Origin of the sequence: Ralstonia pickettii (assembly GCF_030582395.1) — a bacterium.
In the GTDB taxonomy this organism is placed as follows: Bacteria; Pseudomonadota; Gammaproteobacteria; order Burkholderiales; family Burkholderiaceae; genus Ralstonia; species Ralstonia pickettii_D.
This window is the reverse complement of the sequence record NZ_CP104381.1, coordinates 2,588,923-2,606,909: the sequence shown is the minus strand read 5'-3', so window position 1 is coordinate 2,606,909 and position 17,987 is coordinate 2,588,923. Positions and strand designations below refer to the sequence as shown.

Here is a 17,987-nt window from a genome sequence, read left to right as displayed (position 1 = left end):
GGCTTGGTCGCTGCGTGCGGCTTCGGAATGGTCAGGCGGCGATCAGAAGCGCGGCAGATCGGGGTGGGGCAATAGGCCGTTGCGCACGTGCAGCTTGCCGTATTCGGCACAGCGCGCGAGCGTGGGGATGGCCTTGTCGGGGTTCAGCAAACGCGCCGGGTCGAACGCCGCCTTGACGCGCAGGAAGGCGTCGCGCTCTTCGGCCGAGAACTGCACGCACATCGAGCTGAGCTTTTCCACGCCCACGCCGTGTTCGCCCGTCACCGTGCCGCCAAGTTCCACGCAGGTCTCGAGGATATCGGAGCCGAACAGTTCAGCGCGGTGCCATTCGTCCTGGTCTTCGCCGTTGAAGAGGATGAGCGGGTGCATGTTGCCGTCGCCCGCGTGGAACACGTTGATGCAGCGCAGGGCGTACTTCTGCTCCATCTGCTGGATGCGCCGCAGCAGCGTACCGATGTGCTTGCGCGGGATGGTGCCGTCCATGCAGTAATAGTCCGGCGAGATGCGGCCTGCCGCAGGGAATGCATTCTTGCGGCCGCTCCAGAACTTCAGGCGCTCGGCTTCGCTTTGCGAGACCTGGATGCGGGTGGCACCCGAGGCCCGCAGCACTTCGCTCATGCGCGCGATCTCTTCGGCCACCTCTTCAGGCGTGCCGTCGGATTCGCACAGCAGGATGGCGGCCGCGTCCAGGTCGTAGCCGGCGCAGACGAATTCCTCCACGGCGGCGGTGGCGGGCTTGTCCATCATCTCCAGCCCGGCCGGGATGATGCCCGCGGCAATCACATCGGCCACGGCGTTGCCGCCCGATTCCACATCGTCGAAGCTCGCCATGATCACCTGCGCGAGTTGCGGCTTCGGGATCAGGCGCACGGTCACTTCGGTCACCACCGCCAGCATGCCTTCGGAGCCGATCACCGTGGCCAGCAGGTCCAGGCCCGGTGCGTCGGGCGCCTCGCTGCCGAATTCGACCACCTCGCCGTCCATCATCACGGCGCGCACGCGCAGCACGTTGTGTACGGTCAGGCCGTATTTCAGGCAGTGCACGCCGCCCGAGTTTTCATTGACGTTGCCACCGATGGTGCAGGCGATTTGCGACGACGGATCGGGCGCGTAGTACAGCCCATGCGGGTTGGCGGCTTCCGAAATGGCAAGGTTGCGCACGCCCGGCTGGACCACCGCGGTACGTGTGTATGGGTCGACCTTGATGATGCGTTTGAACTTGGCCAGCGACAGCACCAGCCCGCCCGGCGTCGGCATCGCGCCGCCCGACAGGCTCGTTCCTGCGCCGCGCGGCACCACGGGCACGCCCATGCGGTGGCACACGCGCAGGATCTCGACGACCTGCGCCTCGGTATCCGGCAGCACCACGGCCAGCGGCACCTGCCGGTAAGCGGCGAGGCCATCGCATTCATACGGAGTAGTGTCCTCGCGCTCCCAGAGCAGCGCGTCGTCGGACACGATGTTGGACAGCGCGGCGGTCAGCTCGGCCTGCAGGGCGGTCAGATCGCGGGCGGTGGCGGACAACGACGATGGCGCATTCATGGGGTGTCTCTCATGGTTCTGCCCGCCAGCGCTGGCCGGGGTGGGAGGCACTATAGCCCGGCCGCCGCGCCGCGCGGCGTGTTAAGGACTTTTGCGGCGATGAATTTGGCTCGCCGGGACGGCCAATGTGGTTCATCGCGATGCAGCAAGGTTTCGCCGGCCGTGGGTGGAGGTCCGACCTTCACGATCGAGCCTTTGACTACCAACGGCGGGGTTCAAAACACCGACTCTCACACTAAAAGTTTCGAATCTGAGGTTCGGATACCTCACGCGTGAGGCAAATACAGTCGGCGTTGATGAAAAAAACAGCAACGATGACGTTCGGAACGTCGACTTCGAGGCTCAGAGGGTCGACCCATGACGCTTTTTGCTCCGACGTTGCTGCTTTTTTCATCAACGCTGGCGTTCCGAACGTCAACGTCGATACTAAAAGTTTCGAATCCGGTGGTTTGAGGCCCGGCGACGCGCCTCCACTGCCCACGGCTGGCGGCTGACGGCTTACCAATCCAGCCCGAGCAACCAGTCCACAAAATGCTGCGCCTCGGGCTTCATCGGTGCCTGCTCGCGCTGCACGATGTAATAAGCATGTGGCGACGTCGATTCGATGTCCAGCAGCCGCACGATCTGCCCCGAGGCCAGCCAGTTGCGGGCCATTGCCTGCCTCACGAGCGCCACCCCCTGGTTTGAGACGACGGCTTCCAGCATCAGCCCGATGTCGTTGAAGAGCGAACCGGTGGCGGGCTCGGGCGCGTCAAGCCCAGCCGCCTCAAACCACGGGCGCCACGGCTCAAGGGGGCTGCGCAGCAGCGTGAGGTTCAGCAGTTGCGATGCTTCGGTGATGGTGTTGCCGCTGATCTGCTCGAAATAGCCGCGCCCGCACGCCGGGAACACCGGCTCGTTGAGCAACAGCGTGGTCTTCAGATCTGGGTAGCGGCCGGTGCCATAGCGGATCTCGACATCGGTGTCCTCGGCCTTCACGTCGAGGAACGGGATGGCGAGATGCAGTTCCACGTCGATATGCGGGTACAGCGCGTTGAACTCTGGAATGCGAGCCACCAGGTGCTGACGGCCGAACGTGGGCGGAATCGCCACACGCAGCCGTGCGCGCTGCTTGCTGAATTCCGGGCGGGCCAGTTCATGGAGGCTCTTGAGCGCATCCTGCACGCTGCGCAGGTAGCGCGTGCCTGCGGCAGTCAGCCGCAGTGCCGTGCCGGTGCGCACGAACAGGTCTTCGCCCCACAGCTCTTCCAGATTTTTGATGCGGTGCGATACCGCGCTGGGCGTGACAGATAGCTCTTCGGCCGCACGCGCGAAGCTCGCATGGCGCGCCCCCGCCTCAAAGGCAATCAGCAGATGCAACGGAGGAACGCGCTTGAAGACGGAGGACATGCGGGCGGTCGCTGGTGGGTGAATCGGTTACAGGTGGAAGATCTTGCCCGGGTTCAGGATGTGCTTCGGGTCCAGCGCCTGCTTGACACTGCGCATCAGGTCGATCGCATCGTTACCGTGTTCGGCGATGAGAAAGTCCATCTTATGCAGGCCCACGCCGTGTTCGCCTGTGCAGGTGCCGTCCATGGCGATCGCACGCGCGACGATGCGCTGGTTGATGCGCTCGGCTTCTTCCAGTTCTTCCGGCTTGTTTGGGTCGATCAGCAGCGCAACGTGGAAGTTGCCGTCGCCCACGTGGCCAACGATGGGGGCGGGCAACTGCAGCGCGCTGGCGAGCAGGTCCTTCTCGGTCTCGACCACGCATTCGGCCAGGCGGGAGATGGGCACGCACACGTCAGTGGTGACGGCGCGGCACCCCGGCTTGAGCTGCAGGAACGCAAAGTACGCGTTGTGTCGGGCGTTCCACAGGCGGCTGCGGTCTTCGGGGCGTGTTGCCCATTCGAAGCCTTGCCCTTTATGTTCGGCGGCGATCTGCTGGACGGTCTCGGCCTGTTCCTGCACGCCGTGCTCGGAGCCGTGAAATTCGAAGAACAGCGTCGGCATCTCGGGCAGCGCCAGCTTGTCGTACTGGTTGATCGCGCGGATGGCCAGCGCATCGACAAACTCCACGCGCGCAATCGGCACGCCCATCTGGATGGTGTCGATCACAGCGGATACCGCATCGCCCATGCTCGGGAAGGCGCACACCGCCGCCGACACGGCTTCGGGCTGCGGATACAGCTTCAGCGTGATCTCGGTGATGATGCCCAGCGTCCCTTCGCTGCCGATGAAGAGCCGCGTGAGGTCATACCCCGCCGACGATTTGCGCGCGCGGTTGGCCGTCTTGATGCTGCGGCCGTCTGCGGTGACGACCGTCAGGTTCAGCACGTTCTCGCGCATCGTGCCGTAGCGCACGGCGTTGGTGCCGGAAGCACGCGTCGCGCACATGCCGCCGATGGAGGCATCCGCGCCCGGGTCGATCGGGAAGAACAAGCCGGTATCGCGGATCTCGGTATTGAGCTGCTTGCGCGCGACGCCCGGTTCGACCGTCACCGTCAGGTCTTCCGGGTGCACCGACAGCACGTGGTTCATCTGCGAAAGATCGAGGCTCACGCCGCCGGCCACCGCCAGGAGATGGCCTTCGAGCGACGAGCCGGCGCCATACGGGATCAGCGGAATCTCGTGCTCGAAGCAGAGTTTGGCGACGGCAGCGACTTCCTCGGTGGTCTGCGCGAAGACGACGGCGTCGGGCAGCATCGGGTCGTAGGCGGATTCATCACGACCGTGGTGGGCGCGCACGGCCTCGGTGGTGGAGATGCGATCGCCGAAGCGGGCCCGCAGTGCGTCGAGCATGACCGGGGGGATCGGCTTGCGCACCAATCGGGGATGGGGAATCGGGTGGTTCATGGGGGTCTCGCAATGTTGTGCGGCTCTCGGCGGGCCAATGAATCATTCTAACGCCGGGGTTGCACGCCGCTTGCGATAATGGCGGCTTGCAACGCGCCAATACAGGAACAGGAGACGCACCTTGGGCAACCGCCTATCCAAAATCGCCACCCGCACCGGCGACGACGGGACCACCGGCCTCGGCGACGGCAGCCGCACGGCCAAGGACAGCCTGCGCATCGCCGCCATCGGCGACGTCGACGAGCTGAACTCGCACATCGGCGTGCTGCTCACGGAAACGCTGCCCGACGGCGTGCGCGCGGCGCTCACGGCCATCCAGCACGACCTGTTCGATCTGGGTGGCGAACTGTGCATTCCCGGCTACACGATGGTGACGACAGCGCACGTGTTGCGGCTCGATCAATGGTTGGCCGATTACAACGCCGATCTTCCCCGGCTGGCCGAATTCATCCTGCCCGGTGGCAGTCGCGCTGCGGCACAGGCGCATGTCTGCCGCACCGTCGCGCGCCGTGCCGAGCGCAGCATCGTTGCACTGGGCCGCGCAGAGACCATTGGCGAGGCGCCGCGCCAATACGTCAACCGCCTGTCGGACCTGCTGTTCGTGCTGGCCCGCGTGCTCAATCGCGCAGATGGCGGCACGGACGTGCTGTGGAAGCGCGACGAACACAAGCCAGCCTGATCGGCCTCGACACTTAACGTAAGAGAAACGGCCCGGCGAGGTTGCTACCTCGGCCGGGCCGTTTGCCGTGCACCGCGTGGATCAGTTCACGGTGGTCGGTGTAGTCGTGCTTTGTGCCACGGCAGCCAAGCCCGCCAACTGCCCCGGCGTGGTGATGGTCAGGGCCTGCGATGGCGTGGGCGCCGGGAAGCCGCCTTCGGCCAGCGCTTCCTTGATCGTGCGGTTGGTGTCGAAATAGACCTGCCAGTAGTTGTCGTTGTGCGTGTACGGGCGCACGGCCAGCACGGGCCCCACCAGGTTGAATTCCAGAATTTCCACATCGACGGCCGGATCCGTCAGCACGTTGGGAATCGCGGCAATCCTCTCCTTGAGCAGCGTGATGGCGGCGCGGTGGTCTGCGCTGCCCGCCAGTTGCGCCTTCAGCTCGACGCGGCGGAAAGGGTTGGAGGTGTAGTTCTGGATCGTGTCGGCGAAGATCTTGCCGTTGCCCACAATCGTGACCACGTTGTCCGGCGTGTTGATGGTCGTGGCAAACAGGCCGATCTCCTTGATCGTGCCCGTCACGCCGCCGGCCGTCACAAAGTCGCCCACTTTGAACGGCCGCAGCACGATCAGGAACGCGCCCGCCGCAAAGTTGGACAGCAGCCCCGACCACGCCATGCCGATGGCCACACCGGCTGCGGCAATCAGCGCCGCGAACGTCGTCGTCTGGATGCCGAAATAGCCGAGGATGCCGATCACCAGCAGCACATTCAGCGTGACGGTGATGATGGAGCCGACATACCGCAGCACGGTCGGATCGACCTTCTGTCGGCTCAGTGAAGCCTCTACCATGCGCACCGCGAGGTTGATCAGCCAGCGGCCGACGACCCAGAAGACGATGGCGCCGAGTATCTTCATGCCGACGTCGGTGGCGTACTGCGCCACGATTGCCTGGTACTTGCTTGCGGTGTTGACGGCGGTGTCCGCCAGGTTGTCTGCCATGGGTGCCTCCGAAAGAGCAGGGGGGGAACCCACCTACGATATGTCAAAGACAACGCACTTGTGTGACTTTGATACGTCTCGCTCACATTTGTTATAGATCTGCGCGTTGATGCGCGCGCAAAGAAAAAGGACGCCCGCAGGCGCCCTTCCCAAATCAACTTGATGGCGTTTCAGTTGCCGCTGCCCGGCACGAGACGGCGCTTGCGCACGGCGTCGGCCAGCGTTTCCAGCACCTTCACCGAATCGTCCCAGCCGATGCAGGCGTCGGTCACGCTCTGGCCGTAGACGAGGTCGGACACCGGCGTGCCTTGCACGTGGTCCTGGCGACCGGCGTTGATGTGCGATTCCACCATCACCCCGACGATGCGGTTATCGCCGGCTGCCATCTGGCGGCCGATGTCTTCGCACACCGGAATCTGGTTTTCGTGCTTCTTGCTGCTGTTGGCGTGCGAGGCATCGATCATCAGGCGCGCGGCCAGGCCCGACTTGGAGATGGCGTCGCAGGCTTCCTGCACGCTGGCAGCGTCGTAGTTGGGCGCCTTGCCGCCGCGCAGGATGATGTGGCAATCCTCGTTGCCGGCCGTCGACACGATAGCCGAGTGGCCGCCCTTGGTGACCGACAGGAAGTGGTGCGGCTGCGATGCGGCCTTGATGGCGTCCACGGCGATCTTCACGTTGCCGTCGGTGCCGTTCTTGAAACCGACCGGGCACGACAGGCCTGAAGCCAGCTCGCGGTGCACCTGGCTTTCGGTGGTGCGCGCACCGATCGCGCCCCAACTCACCAGATCGGCGATGTACTGCGGGCTGATCACGTCGAGGTATTCGGTGCCGGCGGGCAGGCCCAGTTCGTTGATATTCATCAGCAGCTCGCGTGCGGTGCGCAGGCCGTCGTTGATCTTGAAGCTGCCGTCCATGTGCGGATCGTTGATCAGACCCTTCCAGCCCACCGTGGTGCGGGGCTTTTCGAAGTACACGCGCATCACGATTTCCAGCTCGTTCTTGAAGCGCTCGCGCTGCTCGACCAGGCGGCGGGCGTAGTCCATCGCTGCCTTGGTGTCGTGGATGGAGCAGGGGCCGATGATGACGATCAGGCGGTCGTCCATGCCATGCAGGATGCGGTGCATCGCGTTCCGGCTTTGGTAGATCAGGTCGGACACGGTGTCGCTGCACGGGAATTCGCGGATCAGATGCGACGGCGGCGTCAGCTCTTTCAGTTCGCGAATGCGCAAATCGTCGGTGTTCTTCGGCATGGAATGCTCCGGGGATGTGTCTTGAGTTCTATTGGAAACGTCTACTGTGTTCGGATCATGTTTCGCGTCGGTGCCGGGGTGGGGCAGGTGACAGGGCGAAAAAAAACCGCCAGGGTCGCTGGCGGTTTTCGGTATCTGCTGGGTGCTTTATTTTTGCTGCAAGCGCCCCTCTCCTTCCGCCAGCGGTGCGAGATGCCAAAAGTAAAAGTAAAAAAACTTGGCGAAGGACATGAGAGGAAAACGAGGCAATGCAGGAAAATTTGTGGCGCTCAGTTGGCTTGAACCTACTGCGCCGCACCAATCGAACCGTCTTTATAAACCCTTTTTTTGAGGGCCGCAAGCGCCGATTTTCCGTGCCTGCGGCGCCAAAACGACGGTGTGAGGGCAATCAAACTGTGCCGCCCACCGTCATGTTCTCCATGCGTAGGGTCGGCTGGCCTACGCCCACCGGCACGCTCTGGCCTTCCTTGCCGCACACGCCGATGCCCGAATCGAGGCGCATGTCGTTGCCGATCATGGTCACGTGCTTGAGCGATTCCGGGCCGCTGCCGACCAGCGTCGCGCCCTTGACCGGCGCGGTGATCTTGCCGTCTTCGATCAGGTAGGCCTCGCTTGCCGAGAAGACGAACTTGCCATTGGTGATGTCGACCTGGCCGCCGCCGAAGTTGACCGCATACAGGCCTTTCTTGACGCTGGCGATGATCTCTTGCGGGTCCTTGTCGCCGCCGAGCATGTACGTGTTGGTCATGCGCGGCATGGGCAGGGCAGCGTAGCTCTCGCGGCGGGCATTGCCGGTCACGGGCATCTTCATCAGGCGCGCGTTGAGCGTGTCCTGCATGTAGCCGGTGAGGATGCCGTCTTCGATGAGCGTGTTGCACTGCGTGGGATTGCCCTCGTCGTCGAGGTTCAGTGAGCCGCGGCGGTTGGCAAGCGTGCCGTCATCCACCACCGTGACGCCCTTGGCGGCCACGCGCTCGCCCATGCGGCCGGAAAACGCCGACGAGCCCTTGCGGTTGAAGTCGCCTTCCAGCCCGTGGCCGATGGCTTCGTGCAGAAGCACGCCCGGCCAGCCCGGGCCGAGCACCACGGTCATCGTGCCGGCCGGTGCCGGTTTGGCTTCCAGGTTGACGAGTGCGGACGAAACCGCCTCATCCACGTATTCGCGCAGCAGTTCGTCGGTGAAGTAGCCGTAGGCATAGCGGCCCCCGCCACCGGAGCTGCCCATTTCGCGGCGACCGTTCTGCTCGGCGATGACGGTGACGGAGATGCGCACCAGCGGGCGCACATCTGCGGCGATCACGCCGTCGCTGCGCGCGACGAGCATCACGTCGTATTCGCCGGCCAGACCGGCCATGACCTGCACCACGCGCGGGTCTTTGGCGCGGGCGAGCTTTTCGATTCGCTCGAGCAGGGCCACCTTTTCGGAGGCCGTCATCGAATCGAGCGGGTCATTCGGTGCATACAGCGAGTGGCTGCCCGGGGTGCTGGCCAGGCTGCTGGCGACCTTCACGCGGCCGGAACCGGCTTTGCCGATCGTGCGCGTGGCAGCAGCGGCCTGCATCAGGGCGGGGAGGCTGATGTCGTCGGAGTAGGCAAACGCGGTGCGGTCGCCCGACACGGCACGCACGCCCACACCCTGGTCGATGCTGAAGCTGCCGGATTTGACGATGCCTTCTTCCAGGCTCCATGCCTCGTTGCGGGTGTACTGGAAGTACAGATCGGCATAGTTCACGCGGTGCGTGAAGATGTCGGCCAGCGCGCGCTGCAGATGCGCTTCATCAAGGCCGTACGGATCGAGCAGCACGCGGCGCGCGATGGACAGATTCTGGATGGCGATGTCGCCTGCGTTCATGGTCGGTTCTCGCAAAAAAAATCGATTGGCTTACATCACGCGGTGCTTGAGCGCCGGCAGATCCCGGCGCACTTGGGCGATGCGGGCGGGGTCCATGTCTCCGATGGCAACGCCTTCGCCCTCGGGCACGGAGGCAATGATTTCCCCCCACGGGTCGACCAGCATGGAATGGCCCCACGTGCGGCGGCCGTTTTCATGGCGCCCGCCCTGAGCGGCAGCCAGCACATAACACTGGTTTTCGATGGCGCGGGCGCGCAGGAGGATTTCCCAGTGCGCGGCGCCGGTCACGTAGGTGAAGGCCGCCGGCATCAGAATCAAGTTCAGGTTGCCCTGTGCCGCCAGCGCCCGATACAGCTCCGGAAAGCGCAGGTCGTAGCACACGGACATGCCGACACGGCCGCATGGTGCGTCGAAGGCGACCGGAGTGGCGCCGGGCTCGATGGTGCGGGCCTCGTCGTAGCGCTCTTCGCCGCGCACGAAGTTGAACAGGTGGATCTTGTCGTAGAGTGCGACACGCAATCCGGCCGGGTTGAATGCGAGCGACGTATTGCGCACGCGCTGTTCGTCTTCGCACCACATCGGCAACGTGCCGCCGACGAGCCACAGCTTGTGGCGGCGTGCGGCATTGGCAAGGAAAGTCTGGATCGGGCCATCCTGGTCGCCTTCGCGGATAGCGACCTTGTCGCTGTCCTTGCGGCCCATCATGCAGAAGTATTCAGGCAGCAACGCGAGTTGGGCACCCTGGGCGGCCGCTTCGGCAAGCAGCGCATCTGCCCGCGCGAGGTTGTGGTCCACATCGATGGCCGTCACCGTCTGGATGGCGGCGACGCGAAAAGGTGCATCGAAAGGCGCATCCATGCCGGATGCGACGGGGGCCGGAGCAACGGTGGTCGAAGTCATGGGGCCTATTTTGCCGAGGTTTGCGATTGGCTGCCCGAATTGCTGTTGGATGCGACTTTCTCGATCTTCGGATCGGCCCAACTGCCGGTCACGTGGTATTGCGTGACGAAGGCCTTCGACAACTGGTCGCCCAGAACCAGTTGCGCGGCCAGCGTGCCCAGCCCGATGGCCGGGTTGATGAACGCCGCCGCCAGCGAGGCCGACGTGGCGTCCACCTTGGGCGTGACCTTGACGCGCAGGTCCTGTGTTTCATCGAGGATGTTCGCCGAGCCCTGCATGGCCACCTGGAACTGCGGGCCCTTGACGGCGAAATCTTCGGTGTGTGCGATGCCGCTGGCGATGGTGCCGGTGGCTGCCACGCTCTCGAACGGCGTGCCGCGCCCGGTGGCGCTGCGCAGGTCGGTCGCGAAATGCAGCAGCCCCTGCAGGCTCAGCACGCCGGCCAGCTTGGCCAGGCCCGGATCGACGGGCAGGAACTGGCCGCGCTCCAGGTTCAGCGCCATGCGGCCGTTGAGCGTCGGGTAGTCGATCGACATGGGCGAGCCGCGCCACACCACGCGGCCTTCGAGCTTGCCCTTGGCTCCGTCGATCACCTTGGCGAAGCCCATCTTCTGCAGCAGGTCGCCGGTGTCGCGCAGGTCGAGGTTGAAGTCGAGCAGCGTCCGGCGCTCCGGATCATCGCCGCCGCCACGCAGGCGTCGCGGGATGCGCCACGTACCGTGCGCCGTGAGCGTGGCGGCGGGCTGCTCGATCTTCAGCGTCTCGAGCGTCCATACCGGCGCGCCATCGGTGATCTGGCTGCGCGCCTTGATCTCCAGCTTGCCGAGCGCTTTGCCGCGCAAGTCGAACTTCTCGGCGACGAGGTCGAGCGACGGAATTTCCTGCGAGCTGCTCGCCAACGATTCGGTGAGCGCCGTCTCTTCCTTGGCGTCTGGGATGTTCATGCGCGACAGGCGCATTGTCAGCTCGCCGAAGGGCACGGCAGCGCTTTCGGCGTGCCAGCGCGCGCTGCCCGCAATTTCGCGCGATTCGATCGTCGATTGCCAATTGGCACCGTCGCGCGTGGCGTCGATGCGTACGGCGTTGAAGTCGCGGCCCAGAATGCGCAGCGTCTGCGCGCGGGCGTTCAGGTGGCTGGGCAGATACGCGCTGTGGTTGTTGGAGGCGTTGGCTGCATTGGCACCATGTTCGGCGGCAATCTGGCTGGCGCTCTTGTCAGGGGCGGGTGCAGCAAAGGCATGGCGCCAGGCGTCGACGTCCAACTGATCCAGCGCCAGATTGGCTTGCACGCCTTCCTGCGGCTGCGGCACCGGCTGCCGCACACCGATGCCGCCGCGCAGCACCTCGACGCCGTTGCCTGTGTTGCGTTGCTCGTAGCGGGCGCTGACGATATTCCCGACCTGCAGAACGATTTCGTCGACGGCGTTGTTGGACGCCAGCGGTTGCATTTCGAAACGCACCGGCAAGGGCTGCCCAGCCGCCTTGTTCAGCGGTGCCGGTAGACGCACCGTCATCGGGGTCAGATCCGACTGGACCTGAATGAGAGGCCGATGCTGTTTGACGCTGATGGTCGCGCTGTACGGGGCGGTGCCCTCCAGCGAGCGGGCGACGGCGGCCACCGGGCTGTTTTCCGGCGTCGTCTCACGCAGCCCTTGGGCCGATGCGGTGCCCGCCACCTGGATGCGGATCGTGCCGTCGGGTGCGGTGCCGCCCGTAGGGCGGATTTCGCCGCCGGCAAAGCGCGCGCGCAGGTTATCGAAACCGATGCCCTTTTGCGTGAAGGTCAGCGCGCCGTTGACATCGGTCAGCGGCGGTGCCTGCGGGACCAGCGTGACGTCATTGCGTACGAACGTGACGCTGCCTTGGGCCCGCGCCGAACGCATTTCATGCAGGGGCAGGTCCAGCTTGAGCGCCAGCGTGGCGTTGCCCTGGGCGCGGGCGTCCTTGGTGAAATGGCCGATCCACTGGCTGATGGGGCTCGCTTCGATGTACTGCAGGAAATTCTGCGTGGCGCCGTCGCCGCGGCCTTCGATGGCCAGCAGCGGGTTGCGGTCGCCCATGTCGGGCAGGCTGCCATTCACGTCCTGCAGATTTACGCCCATCACCTTGGCACGCGCCACTTTGAACGCGAGCGATGCGCGATCGAACGTCACCGTGCCGTCGATGTTCGTGAATGCCGGCCAACTGCCGGGGTGCGTCGGCGCCTGGCCGGGCGGGTTGTGCGCGGCTTCGACCGGCGCCGGCTGGTACGTCACATCCTGCATCGGTACTTCTACGCGAAATACACCCTTGTGCGGCGGCCGGAACGGAAAGTCGTGCAGATCCCCCGCCAAGGCGAAATTCACATTGCTAGCCGTGCCGGCCTGCAGCGCACCGCCCAGGTAGTCGCGCAGATGTTGCCCGATGGACAGCGGCAGATAGCGAGGCACTCGCGCAACGCTGGCGCGGTCCAGCGAGCCCTTCAGGTCGATGGTGCCGAGGTGGCTGGTGTCCGGCGCGTGACGATAGCTGCCCGTGATGCGCGCCGACAGGTCGTCGTTGGAGAACGCAAGGTTGTCGCTGGTGACGACGAGTTCCTGCTTGCGATATGTCCAGCGCAACGTGCCTTGCAGCCGGTCCAGCGGCACGCGGGCATCGGCAAACGTGCCTGGCAGCAGCAGCGCGGAGTCGTTGGACTCAATCCGCAGCGTGCCCTTGTCGTTCGAGAAAACGGCGTTGCCGGAGAGGTTTTCTACGCCGGGCACGGCGGGCTCGGGATGCTGGCCGGGCGGCACCGCGGGCAGCGCGCCGGGGCCGAACGACACCTGGCGCATCGTGGCGCGGCCAGTGAAGTGCATGGGCGCCGGCGTGTTTGGCCGCCAGCGGGACACATCGCGCTGCCAGTTGATGTCGAGATCGTCGATGCGGCCGGAGGGTTGTTTGGTGCGCAGCGGTTCCAGCACGCTGCTGGGCAGCGGCAGCGTGGTGGCGATGTTGCGCAGGTCGGCCAGGTCCAGCGTCGTGGCCTTGACTTGCAGGCTGCGCAGGGCGTCGCGTGCGTCGAGCGCCCATCCCACGGTGACATTACGCAAGCCGCGCGGCGTGCCCGCCGGGTTGGTCGGCGTCTGGATGCCTGGGCCCGCCAGTTCGGGGATCGATGCCGGTTGGGCGGGCAGGTTCAACGGTTGCCAGAGCAGCGTGTCGACGCGGAGGATGTGCTCGCCGCGCGCATTGCGCTGATGTGTGGCCAGCGCCTGCAGGCTGCGTAACTGCAGCGGCTCCAGATCCTTGCGGACTTGCAGATCGAGCTGCTGCCCGGTCAGCCGCGCCTGGCTGCGCGTGAACACGCCGTCGGCAAACTCCACCGAGCCGTCGGAGGTCAGCGTGCCGCTTTGGGCGGCGGCCAGCACGGGCACGTAGCGCTGCACAGAAGGCAGCTGCAGCGTATCGACCTGCCAGGACGCCTGGCCATGCCAGTGGCGCCAGTCGCCGGGGCGGGCCAGCAGGTCGTGGCGGAAATCGGCGTGGAGTTTGATGGCGCCGTTGAACAGCGTGGGCGAGGTGCCGCTGGCCTCCAGCCTGTGGCGCGTCGGGCCGCTGCGTAGCTGCAGCCGCACATTGCCCAGCGCCACTTCGGGCAGTTTCTGCTGCTCGTCGAGCCAGCGGACGGCGCCTTGCTGAAAATCGATGTTGCCTTGGGAGAGCAGTTGGTCCAGGAAGATGCTGTCGCCGCCGGTGTCTGCGCTGAGCGGCATGCCGGCGACGGAGAGGACGCCTTGCGTATCGCGCCGTACCAGAAGGTCGGCCTGGGTGGCGTGCAGCGCGGCAAAGGTCACCTGCATGCGCAGCAACGAGCGCCAGGACAGCCGCGCCTGCACGTCCTGTACCGCGAACGTGAGACGGCCCGCAGTGTCGTGAGCGTCGATGCGCTGGGCACGGAAGGCTGGGTGCCAGCCTTCCCAATAGGTCTCAAGCGAGCCGATGCCGACGGTGGCATGCAGTGCGCTGGACGCCTCGCGCTCCATCCACTCGCGCGCCGCGCCCGCGCGCGGCCACAGGATGAAGCGCACCGCCAACATGCCCACGAAGGCCAAGACCGCCAGCGCCGCCGTTGTTTTCCAGAGCAAACGCCACAGCTTGCGCCACATCGGGGCGCGTAACGCAGCCCCAATGCCCGCGCCGACACGGCTTAGAAGTCTCACCAGCTGCGCCCAGGCTGAGAGCCGGCCCACCCCGCGTGTGGACAGGGTGCTGGCATGTCCACCATCGGACTTCGGCGATTCGGGAGGCTGGGACGGGCGAGGCATGATGCGGATTATCCGATATTCAGGAGGCGGCGCCACATTTGGAGCCCAGGCGCCGCGCTGGCGAAGCGGCAAGCAGTGGGCAAGCACACCCGATGCCCGCAGAGTCTTTGGCCACTGCCGGCTTCATATGTATTTCAGCGAGAATGGATGCTTCCGCCAATGCCCGATGGGTTCGCATGACCGATTCCGACTTGTCCACCCAGCCATTTCTGAAAGCTCCAGCCCGCGCGCCGGAGGGTGCCGCTTCCGCGCTGCCCTTTGCACTCGCGTATTCCCGTTATCTACAGCGCCAGGCGCAAGCGCGCGAAGGATGGGCCGAGCGTGTGCAGGCTGGCGCGAGCCATCCCATTGACATGGCGTGGCTGTTGGCGCGCTTCACTGAACTGTTCGATACCAGGGCCGTCGAGGCTGAGACCGCGCTCAAGCGCGCCTTGCGCCTGTTGCGCAATGAAGTCTTCGGCGCACTGGTTGAGCGCGATCTCTCCGGCGCCGCAACGCTCGACGAGGTGACGGGCACGATGACGGACCTCGCCGAGTTTGCCGTGCGCACGGCCCTTTCCGTGATCGGCCAGGAACTGACCTCGCTACACGGCCAGCCGATTGGGCAGTCCTCCGGCGAGGTGCAGGAACTGGTGGTGGTGGGCATGGGCAAGCTGGGCGGGCGCGAGTTGAACGTCTCGTCCGACATCGATCTGATCTTTCTCTACGACGACGATGGCGACACCCAGGGCGGCCCGCGCCCGCTCTCCAATCATGAATACTTCACGAAGCTTGGCCGGCGGCTGATCAACGCGCTGGCCGATGTGACGGAGGACGGCTACGTCTTCCGCGTCGACATGCGTCTTCGCCCGAATGGCGATGCGGGGCCGCTGGCGTGCAGTCTGGGTATGCTCGAGGAGTACTTCGTCGTGCAGGGCCGCGAGTGGGAGCGCTATGCCTGGATCAAGGGCCGCGTGATCACCGACCCGACCAGTCCATATGCGAGCCGCGTGATTCAGCAGTTGGAGCGCGTGACGGGGCCGTTTGTCTTCCGGCGCTATCTCGATTACGGCGTGATTTCGGCCATTCGCGCGCTGCATGCGCAGATCCGCAGCGAAGCGGCCAAACGCAGCAACGGTGCCAACCAGCAACGCGACGGCGAGGGCCACGTGCAGGCGCGCTCGCCGAACATCAAGCTCGGGCGCGGTGGTATTCGCGAGATCGAATTCGTCGCCCAGGTGTTTCAGCTCATCCGTGGCGGGCAGGATTTCGGGCTGCGCGTGCGCCCCACGCTGGAGGTGCTGCGGGCGGCGTCCGAGCGCGGCCTGATCGACGCCGACGCCGTGGCGCGGCTGACCGAGGCCTACCGCTTCCTGCGCCAGTTGGAACACCGTCTGCAATACATCGAAGACGCACAGACGCACAACCTGCCGGGCTCGCCGGAAGACCAACTGCGCGTGGCCCGCATGATGGGCTTTGAAGACTATGCGGCGCTCGTCACCCGGCTGGAGGCGTATCAGGACGAGGTCGCGCAGCATTTCGAGCAGACCTTTTCCGACAAGCAGGACAGCCAGCCGCCGTGTGCTGCCGTCTGGCACGCAGACCTGCTCGACGATGAGCACACGGAAACCGCCCGCGCACAGCTCGCCGAACTCGGCTATGCAGACCCCGAAAGCGTGCTCGCGCGCCTGCGTGCGACGCGCAATTCGCCGCGTTATCGGGCGTTGTCCGAAGTCAGTCGGCAGCGTTTCGACTTGCTGATCAACCGCGCGCTGGACCAGGCTTCGCGGCAGACTGATGCCGATATCACCATCGCGCGCTTTCTGGATTTCTTCGATGCAATCAGCCGGCGCTCGTCGTACCTGTCGCTGCTGAGCGAATATCCGCAGGCCATGGAGCGCGTGGCCCACACACTGCACGCGTCGCGCTGGGCGGCGGACTACCTCACGCGCCATCCGCAACTGCTTGATGAACTGCTCGATGTGGAAGCGCTGTCGGCCGAGCCCGATTGGCCTGCCTTCCGGGCGCGCGTGCGAGAACGTCTGCAAGCCGCGTCCGACCATGTCGAGATGCAGATGGACATCCTTCGCCAGGAGCACCATGCAGAGACCTTCCGCGTGTTGCTGCAGGACCTCCAGGGCATGCTGAGCGTCGAGCACATCAGCGACCGGCTTTCCGATCTGGCCGATGCCGTGCTGGACCTCACGCTTGAGACGGTCTGGAAGCAGGTCGCTACGCGTCATCGAGAGGTGCCGCGCTTTGCCGTCGTTGCCTACGGGCGGCTCGGCGGCAAGGAACTGGGCTATGCGTCGGACCTCGACATCATTTTTCTGTACGACGACGATGACGAACGCGCGCCCGATGTCTACGCGTCATTCGCGCGCAAGCTCATCACGTGGCTGACCAGCCATACCGCCGCCGGCATGCTGTTCGACGTCGATACGCGTTTGCGCCCGAACGGCGCGGCAGGTCTGATGGTCACGCACTTCGAATCGTTCCGCCGTTATCAGATGCGCGAGGGCGACAACGCGGCGTGGGTTTGGGAACATCAGGCGCTCACGCGTGCACGTTTCTGCGCGGGCGATGCGGAAATCGGCGAACGCTTCGAGGCGTTGCGTACCGCCGTGTTGCGCCAGGTGCGCGAGCCCGGCCCTCTGCGCGGCGAGATCGTGGCGATGCGCGAGCGCGTGGCGGAAGGCCATGCAAATCCGACGGGGTTGTTTGATCTCAAGCACGATCGCGGCGGCATGGTCGATATCGAATTCACCGTGCAGTTCCTGGTGCTGCTGCACAGCGCAGCGCATGCCGAGCTGACCCGCAACAAGGGCAACATTGCGCTGCTGCACATGGCCGGCGAACTGGGGTTGATTGACGCGACGGCGGCCGCGCGGGTGGCCGATGCCTATCGGGACTTCCGCGCGCGCCAGCACAAGTTGCGGCTCGATGGGCAATCCGTGGCGCGCGTGCCGGTCGGCACATGCGCGCACGAGGCGGCCCACGTGCGCGCCTTGTGGACCGAGGTGTTCGGGCCGGTGCAATGACGGCGTATCCGCACACGTTGCGCACCTGGGGCGCGTGCGCCGGTGTGGCTGCGCTTTCGGCGGCGTTTTCGTTCGTGCCGTGGCTGTACGCGGTCGGGCTGTATCAACGCGACGCCGTGCGCGCGGGCCAGTGGTGGCGCATCGCGACCGCCATGTGGGTGCATCTGGACACCTGGCATTGGTTGGCAGATGCCATGGCCGCCATAGGCCTCATCCTGCTGCTGGCGCGTGCGGTGCGGCTGCAGGGCATTGTCGGAGCCCTGGTGGCGTGCGGAGTGCTCGTGCAGCTTGCTTTGATCAGCCAGCCGAACGTGCAGTGGTACGGGGGGCTCTCCGGCGCGCTGCATGGCCTGGCGGCATGGGGCGGACTGCGGCTGCTGAAGCCGTCTGCGGACGAGGGCGACGATCGCTTCTCACGCTCGATTGGCGTGGCGCTGTGTGCAGGCGTGCTAGTGAAGGTGTGGCTTGAGCAGTCGTGGCTGTCGCCCATCGCCTATGACCCGCACTGGGGGTTTGGCGTGGTGCGCATCGCGCATGCCTTTGGCGCGGTGAGTGGACTGCTGATCTGGGTGCTTGGGGAGTGGCGTGCGCAGGGCAAGGGGCAGGCGCAGGGCTGATCGGCAGTGCGCCGGTGCAGCG

Annotated in this window: 11 protein-coding genes; 3 read left to right on the top strand and 8 right to left on the bottom strand. The window is 65.3% G+C overall.

All coding sequences use genetic code 11. The features are described 5' to 3' along the window. Positions 1-42: 42 nt before the first annotated feature. The 3 genes from N5B55_RS12630 to N5B55_RS12620 all read right to left on the bottom strand — a co-directional run bounded on the left by N5B55_RS12630 (position 43) and on the right by N5B55_RS12620 (position 4,377). Positions 43-1,542: an FAD-linked oxidase C-terminal domain-containing protein gene (locus tag N5B55_RS12630; RefSeq protein WP_012762825.1), complete on the bottom strand. Its 1,500-nt coding sequence runs from the start codon at positions 1,540-1,542 to the stop codon at positions 43-45. Positions 1,543-2,040: 498 nt separating this feature from the next. Then, on the bottom strand, positions 2,041-2,931 hold the full coding sequence (locus N5B55_RS12625; protein WP_012762824.1) for a LysR substrate-binding domain-containing protein: 891 nt from the start codon (positions 2,929-2,931) through the stop codon (positions 2,041-2,043). 27 nt (positions 2,932-2,958) lie between these two features. After that, positions 2,959-4,377 carry an FAD-binding oxidoreductase gene (locus N5B55_RS12620; protein ID WP_304538353.1) on the bottom strand — a complete coding sequence of 473 codons (1,419 nt, stop codon included), beginning with the start codon at positions 4,375-4,377 and terminating at the stop codon, positions 2,959-2,961. Between the two features lie 121 nt (positions 4,378-4,498). On the opposite strand from N5B55_RS12620, the gene N5B55_RS12615 reads away from it, so the two are divergent. Next, on the top strand, positions 4,499-5,056 hold the full coding sequence (locus tag N5B55_RS12615; protein ID WP_065859659.1) for a cob(I)yrinic acid a,c-diamide adenosyltransferase: 558 nt from the start codon (positions 4,499-4,501) through the stop codon (positions 5,054-5,056). Positions 5,057-5,137: 81 nt separating this feature from the next. On the opposite strand, the gene N5B55_RS12610 is transcribed toward N5B55_RS12615, so the two are convergent. The 5 genes from N5B55_RS12610 to N5B55_RS12590 all read right to left on the bottom strand — a co-directional run bounded on the left by N5B55_RS12610 (position 5,138) and on the right by N5B55_RS12590 (position 14,328). After that, positions 5,138-6,040: a mechanosensitive ion channel family protein gene (locus N5B55_RS12610; protein WP_304538352.1), complete on the bottom strand. Its 903-nt coding sequence runs from the start codon at positions 6,038-6,040 to the stop codon at positions 5,138-5,140. A 170-nt stretch (positions 6,041-6,210) separates the two neighbouring features. Next, positions 6,211-7,290 (bottom strand): 3-deoxy-7-phosphoheptulonate synthase AroG, encoded by a 1,080-nt coding sequence (gene aroG / locus N5B55_RS12605; protein ID WP_009241455.1) that lies wholly within the window; start codon positions 7,288-7,290, stop codon positions 6,211-6,213. 388 nt (positions 7,291-7,678) lie between these two features. Beyond that, a complete protein-coding gene (tldD, locus tag N5B55_RS12600; protein WP_304538351.1) occupies positions 7,679-9,142 on the bottom strand; it encodes a metalloprotease TldD in 1,464 nt (487 codons plus the stop codon). Between the two features lie 30 nt (positions 9,143-9,172). After that, the gene (locus tag N5B55_RS12595; protein WP_304538350.1) at positions 9,173-10,042 is read right to left on the bottom strand and encodes a carbon-nitrogen hydrolase family protein; all 870 of its coding nucleotides are present in this window, start codon (positions 10,040-10,042) and stop codon (positions 9,173-9,175) included. Between the two features lie 5 nt (positions 10,043-10,047). Further along, complete coding sequence (locus N5B55_RS12590; RefSeq protein WP_304538349.1) at positions 10,048-14,328, bottom strand: YhdP family protein; 4,281 nt, start codon at positions 14,326-14,328, stop codon at positions 10,048-10,050. Between the two features lie 176 nt (positions 14,329-14,504). On the opposite strand from N5B55_RS12590, the gene glnE reads away from it, so the two are divergent. Both glnE and rrtA read left to right on the top strand, forming a co-directional pair. After that, the gene (gene glnE / locus N5B55_RS12585) at positions 14,505-17,348 is read left to right on the top strand and encodes a bifunctional [glutamate--ammonia ligase]-adenylyl-L-tyrosine phosphorylase/[glutamate--ammonia-ligase] adenylyltransferase (RefSeq protein ID WP_304538348.1); all 2,844 of its coding nucleotides are present in this window, start codon (positions 14,505-14,507) and stop codon (positions 17,346-17,348) included. Beyond that, on the top strand, positions 17,345-17,965 hold the full coding sequence (rrtA, locus tag N5B55_RS12580; protein WP_304538347.1) for a rhombosortase: 621 nt from the start codon (positions 17,345-17,347) through the stop codon (positions 17,963-17,965). Before glnE ends, rrtA begins: the two co-directional genes overlap by 4 nt. The last annotated feature ends 22 nt before the right edge of the window (positions 17,966-17,987 follow it).

What these genes read in the sequence shown, in the direction of transcription:
- N5B55_RS12630 (WP_012762825.1), bottom strand. Translation starts at nt 1,542, where the DNA reads ATGAATGCGCCATCGTCGTTGTCCGCCACCGCCCGCGATCTGACCGCC.
- N5B55_RS12625 (WP_012762824.1), bottom strand. Translation starts at nt 2,931, where the DNA reads ATGTCCTCCGTCTTCAAGCGCGTTCCTCCGTTGCATCTGCTGATTGCC.
- N5B55_RS12620 (WP_304538353.1), bottom strand. Translation starts at nt 4,377, where the DNA reads ATGAACCACCCGATTCCCCATCCCCGATTGGTGCGCAAGCCGATCCCC.
- N5B55_RS12610 (WP_304538352.1), bottom strand. Translation starts at nt 6,040, where the DNA reads ATGGCAGACAACCTGGCGGACACCGCCGTCAACACCGCAAGCAAGTAC.
- aroG (WP_009241455.1), bottom strand. Translation starts at nt 7,290, where the DNA reads ATGCCGAAGAACACCGACGATTTGCGCATTCGCGAACTGAAAGAGCTG.
- tldD (WP_304538351.1), bottom strand. Translation starts at nt 9,142, where the DNA reads ATGAACGCAGGCGACATCGCCATCCAGAATCTGTCCATCGCGCGCCGC.
- N5B55_RS12595 (WP_304538350.1), bottom strand. Translation starts at nt 10,042, where the DNA reads ATGACTTCGACCACCGTTGCTCCGGCCCCCGTCGCATCCGGCATGGAT.
- N5B55_RS12590 (WP_304538349.1), bottom strand. Translation starts at nt 14,328, where the DNA reads ATGCCTCGCCCGTCCCAGCCTCCCGAATCGCCGAAGTCCGATGGTGGA.
- glnE (WP_304538348.1), top strand. Translation starts at nt 14,505, where the DNA reads ATGACCGATTCCGACTTGTCCACCCAGCCATTTCTGAAAGCTCCAGCC.
- rrtA (WP_304538347.1), top strand. Translation starts at nt 17,345, where the DNA reads ATGACGGCGTATCCGCACACGTTGCGCACCTGGGGCGCGTGCGCCGGT.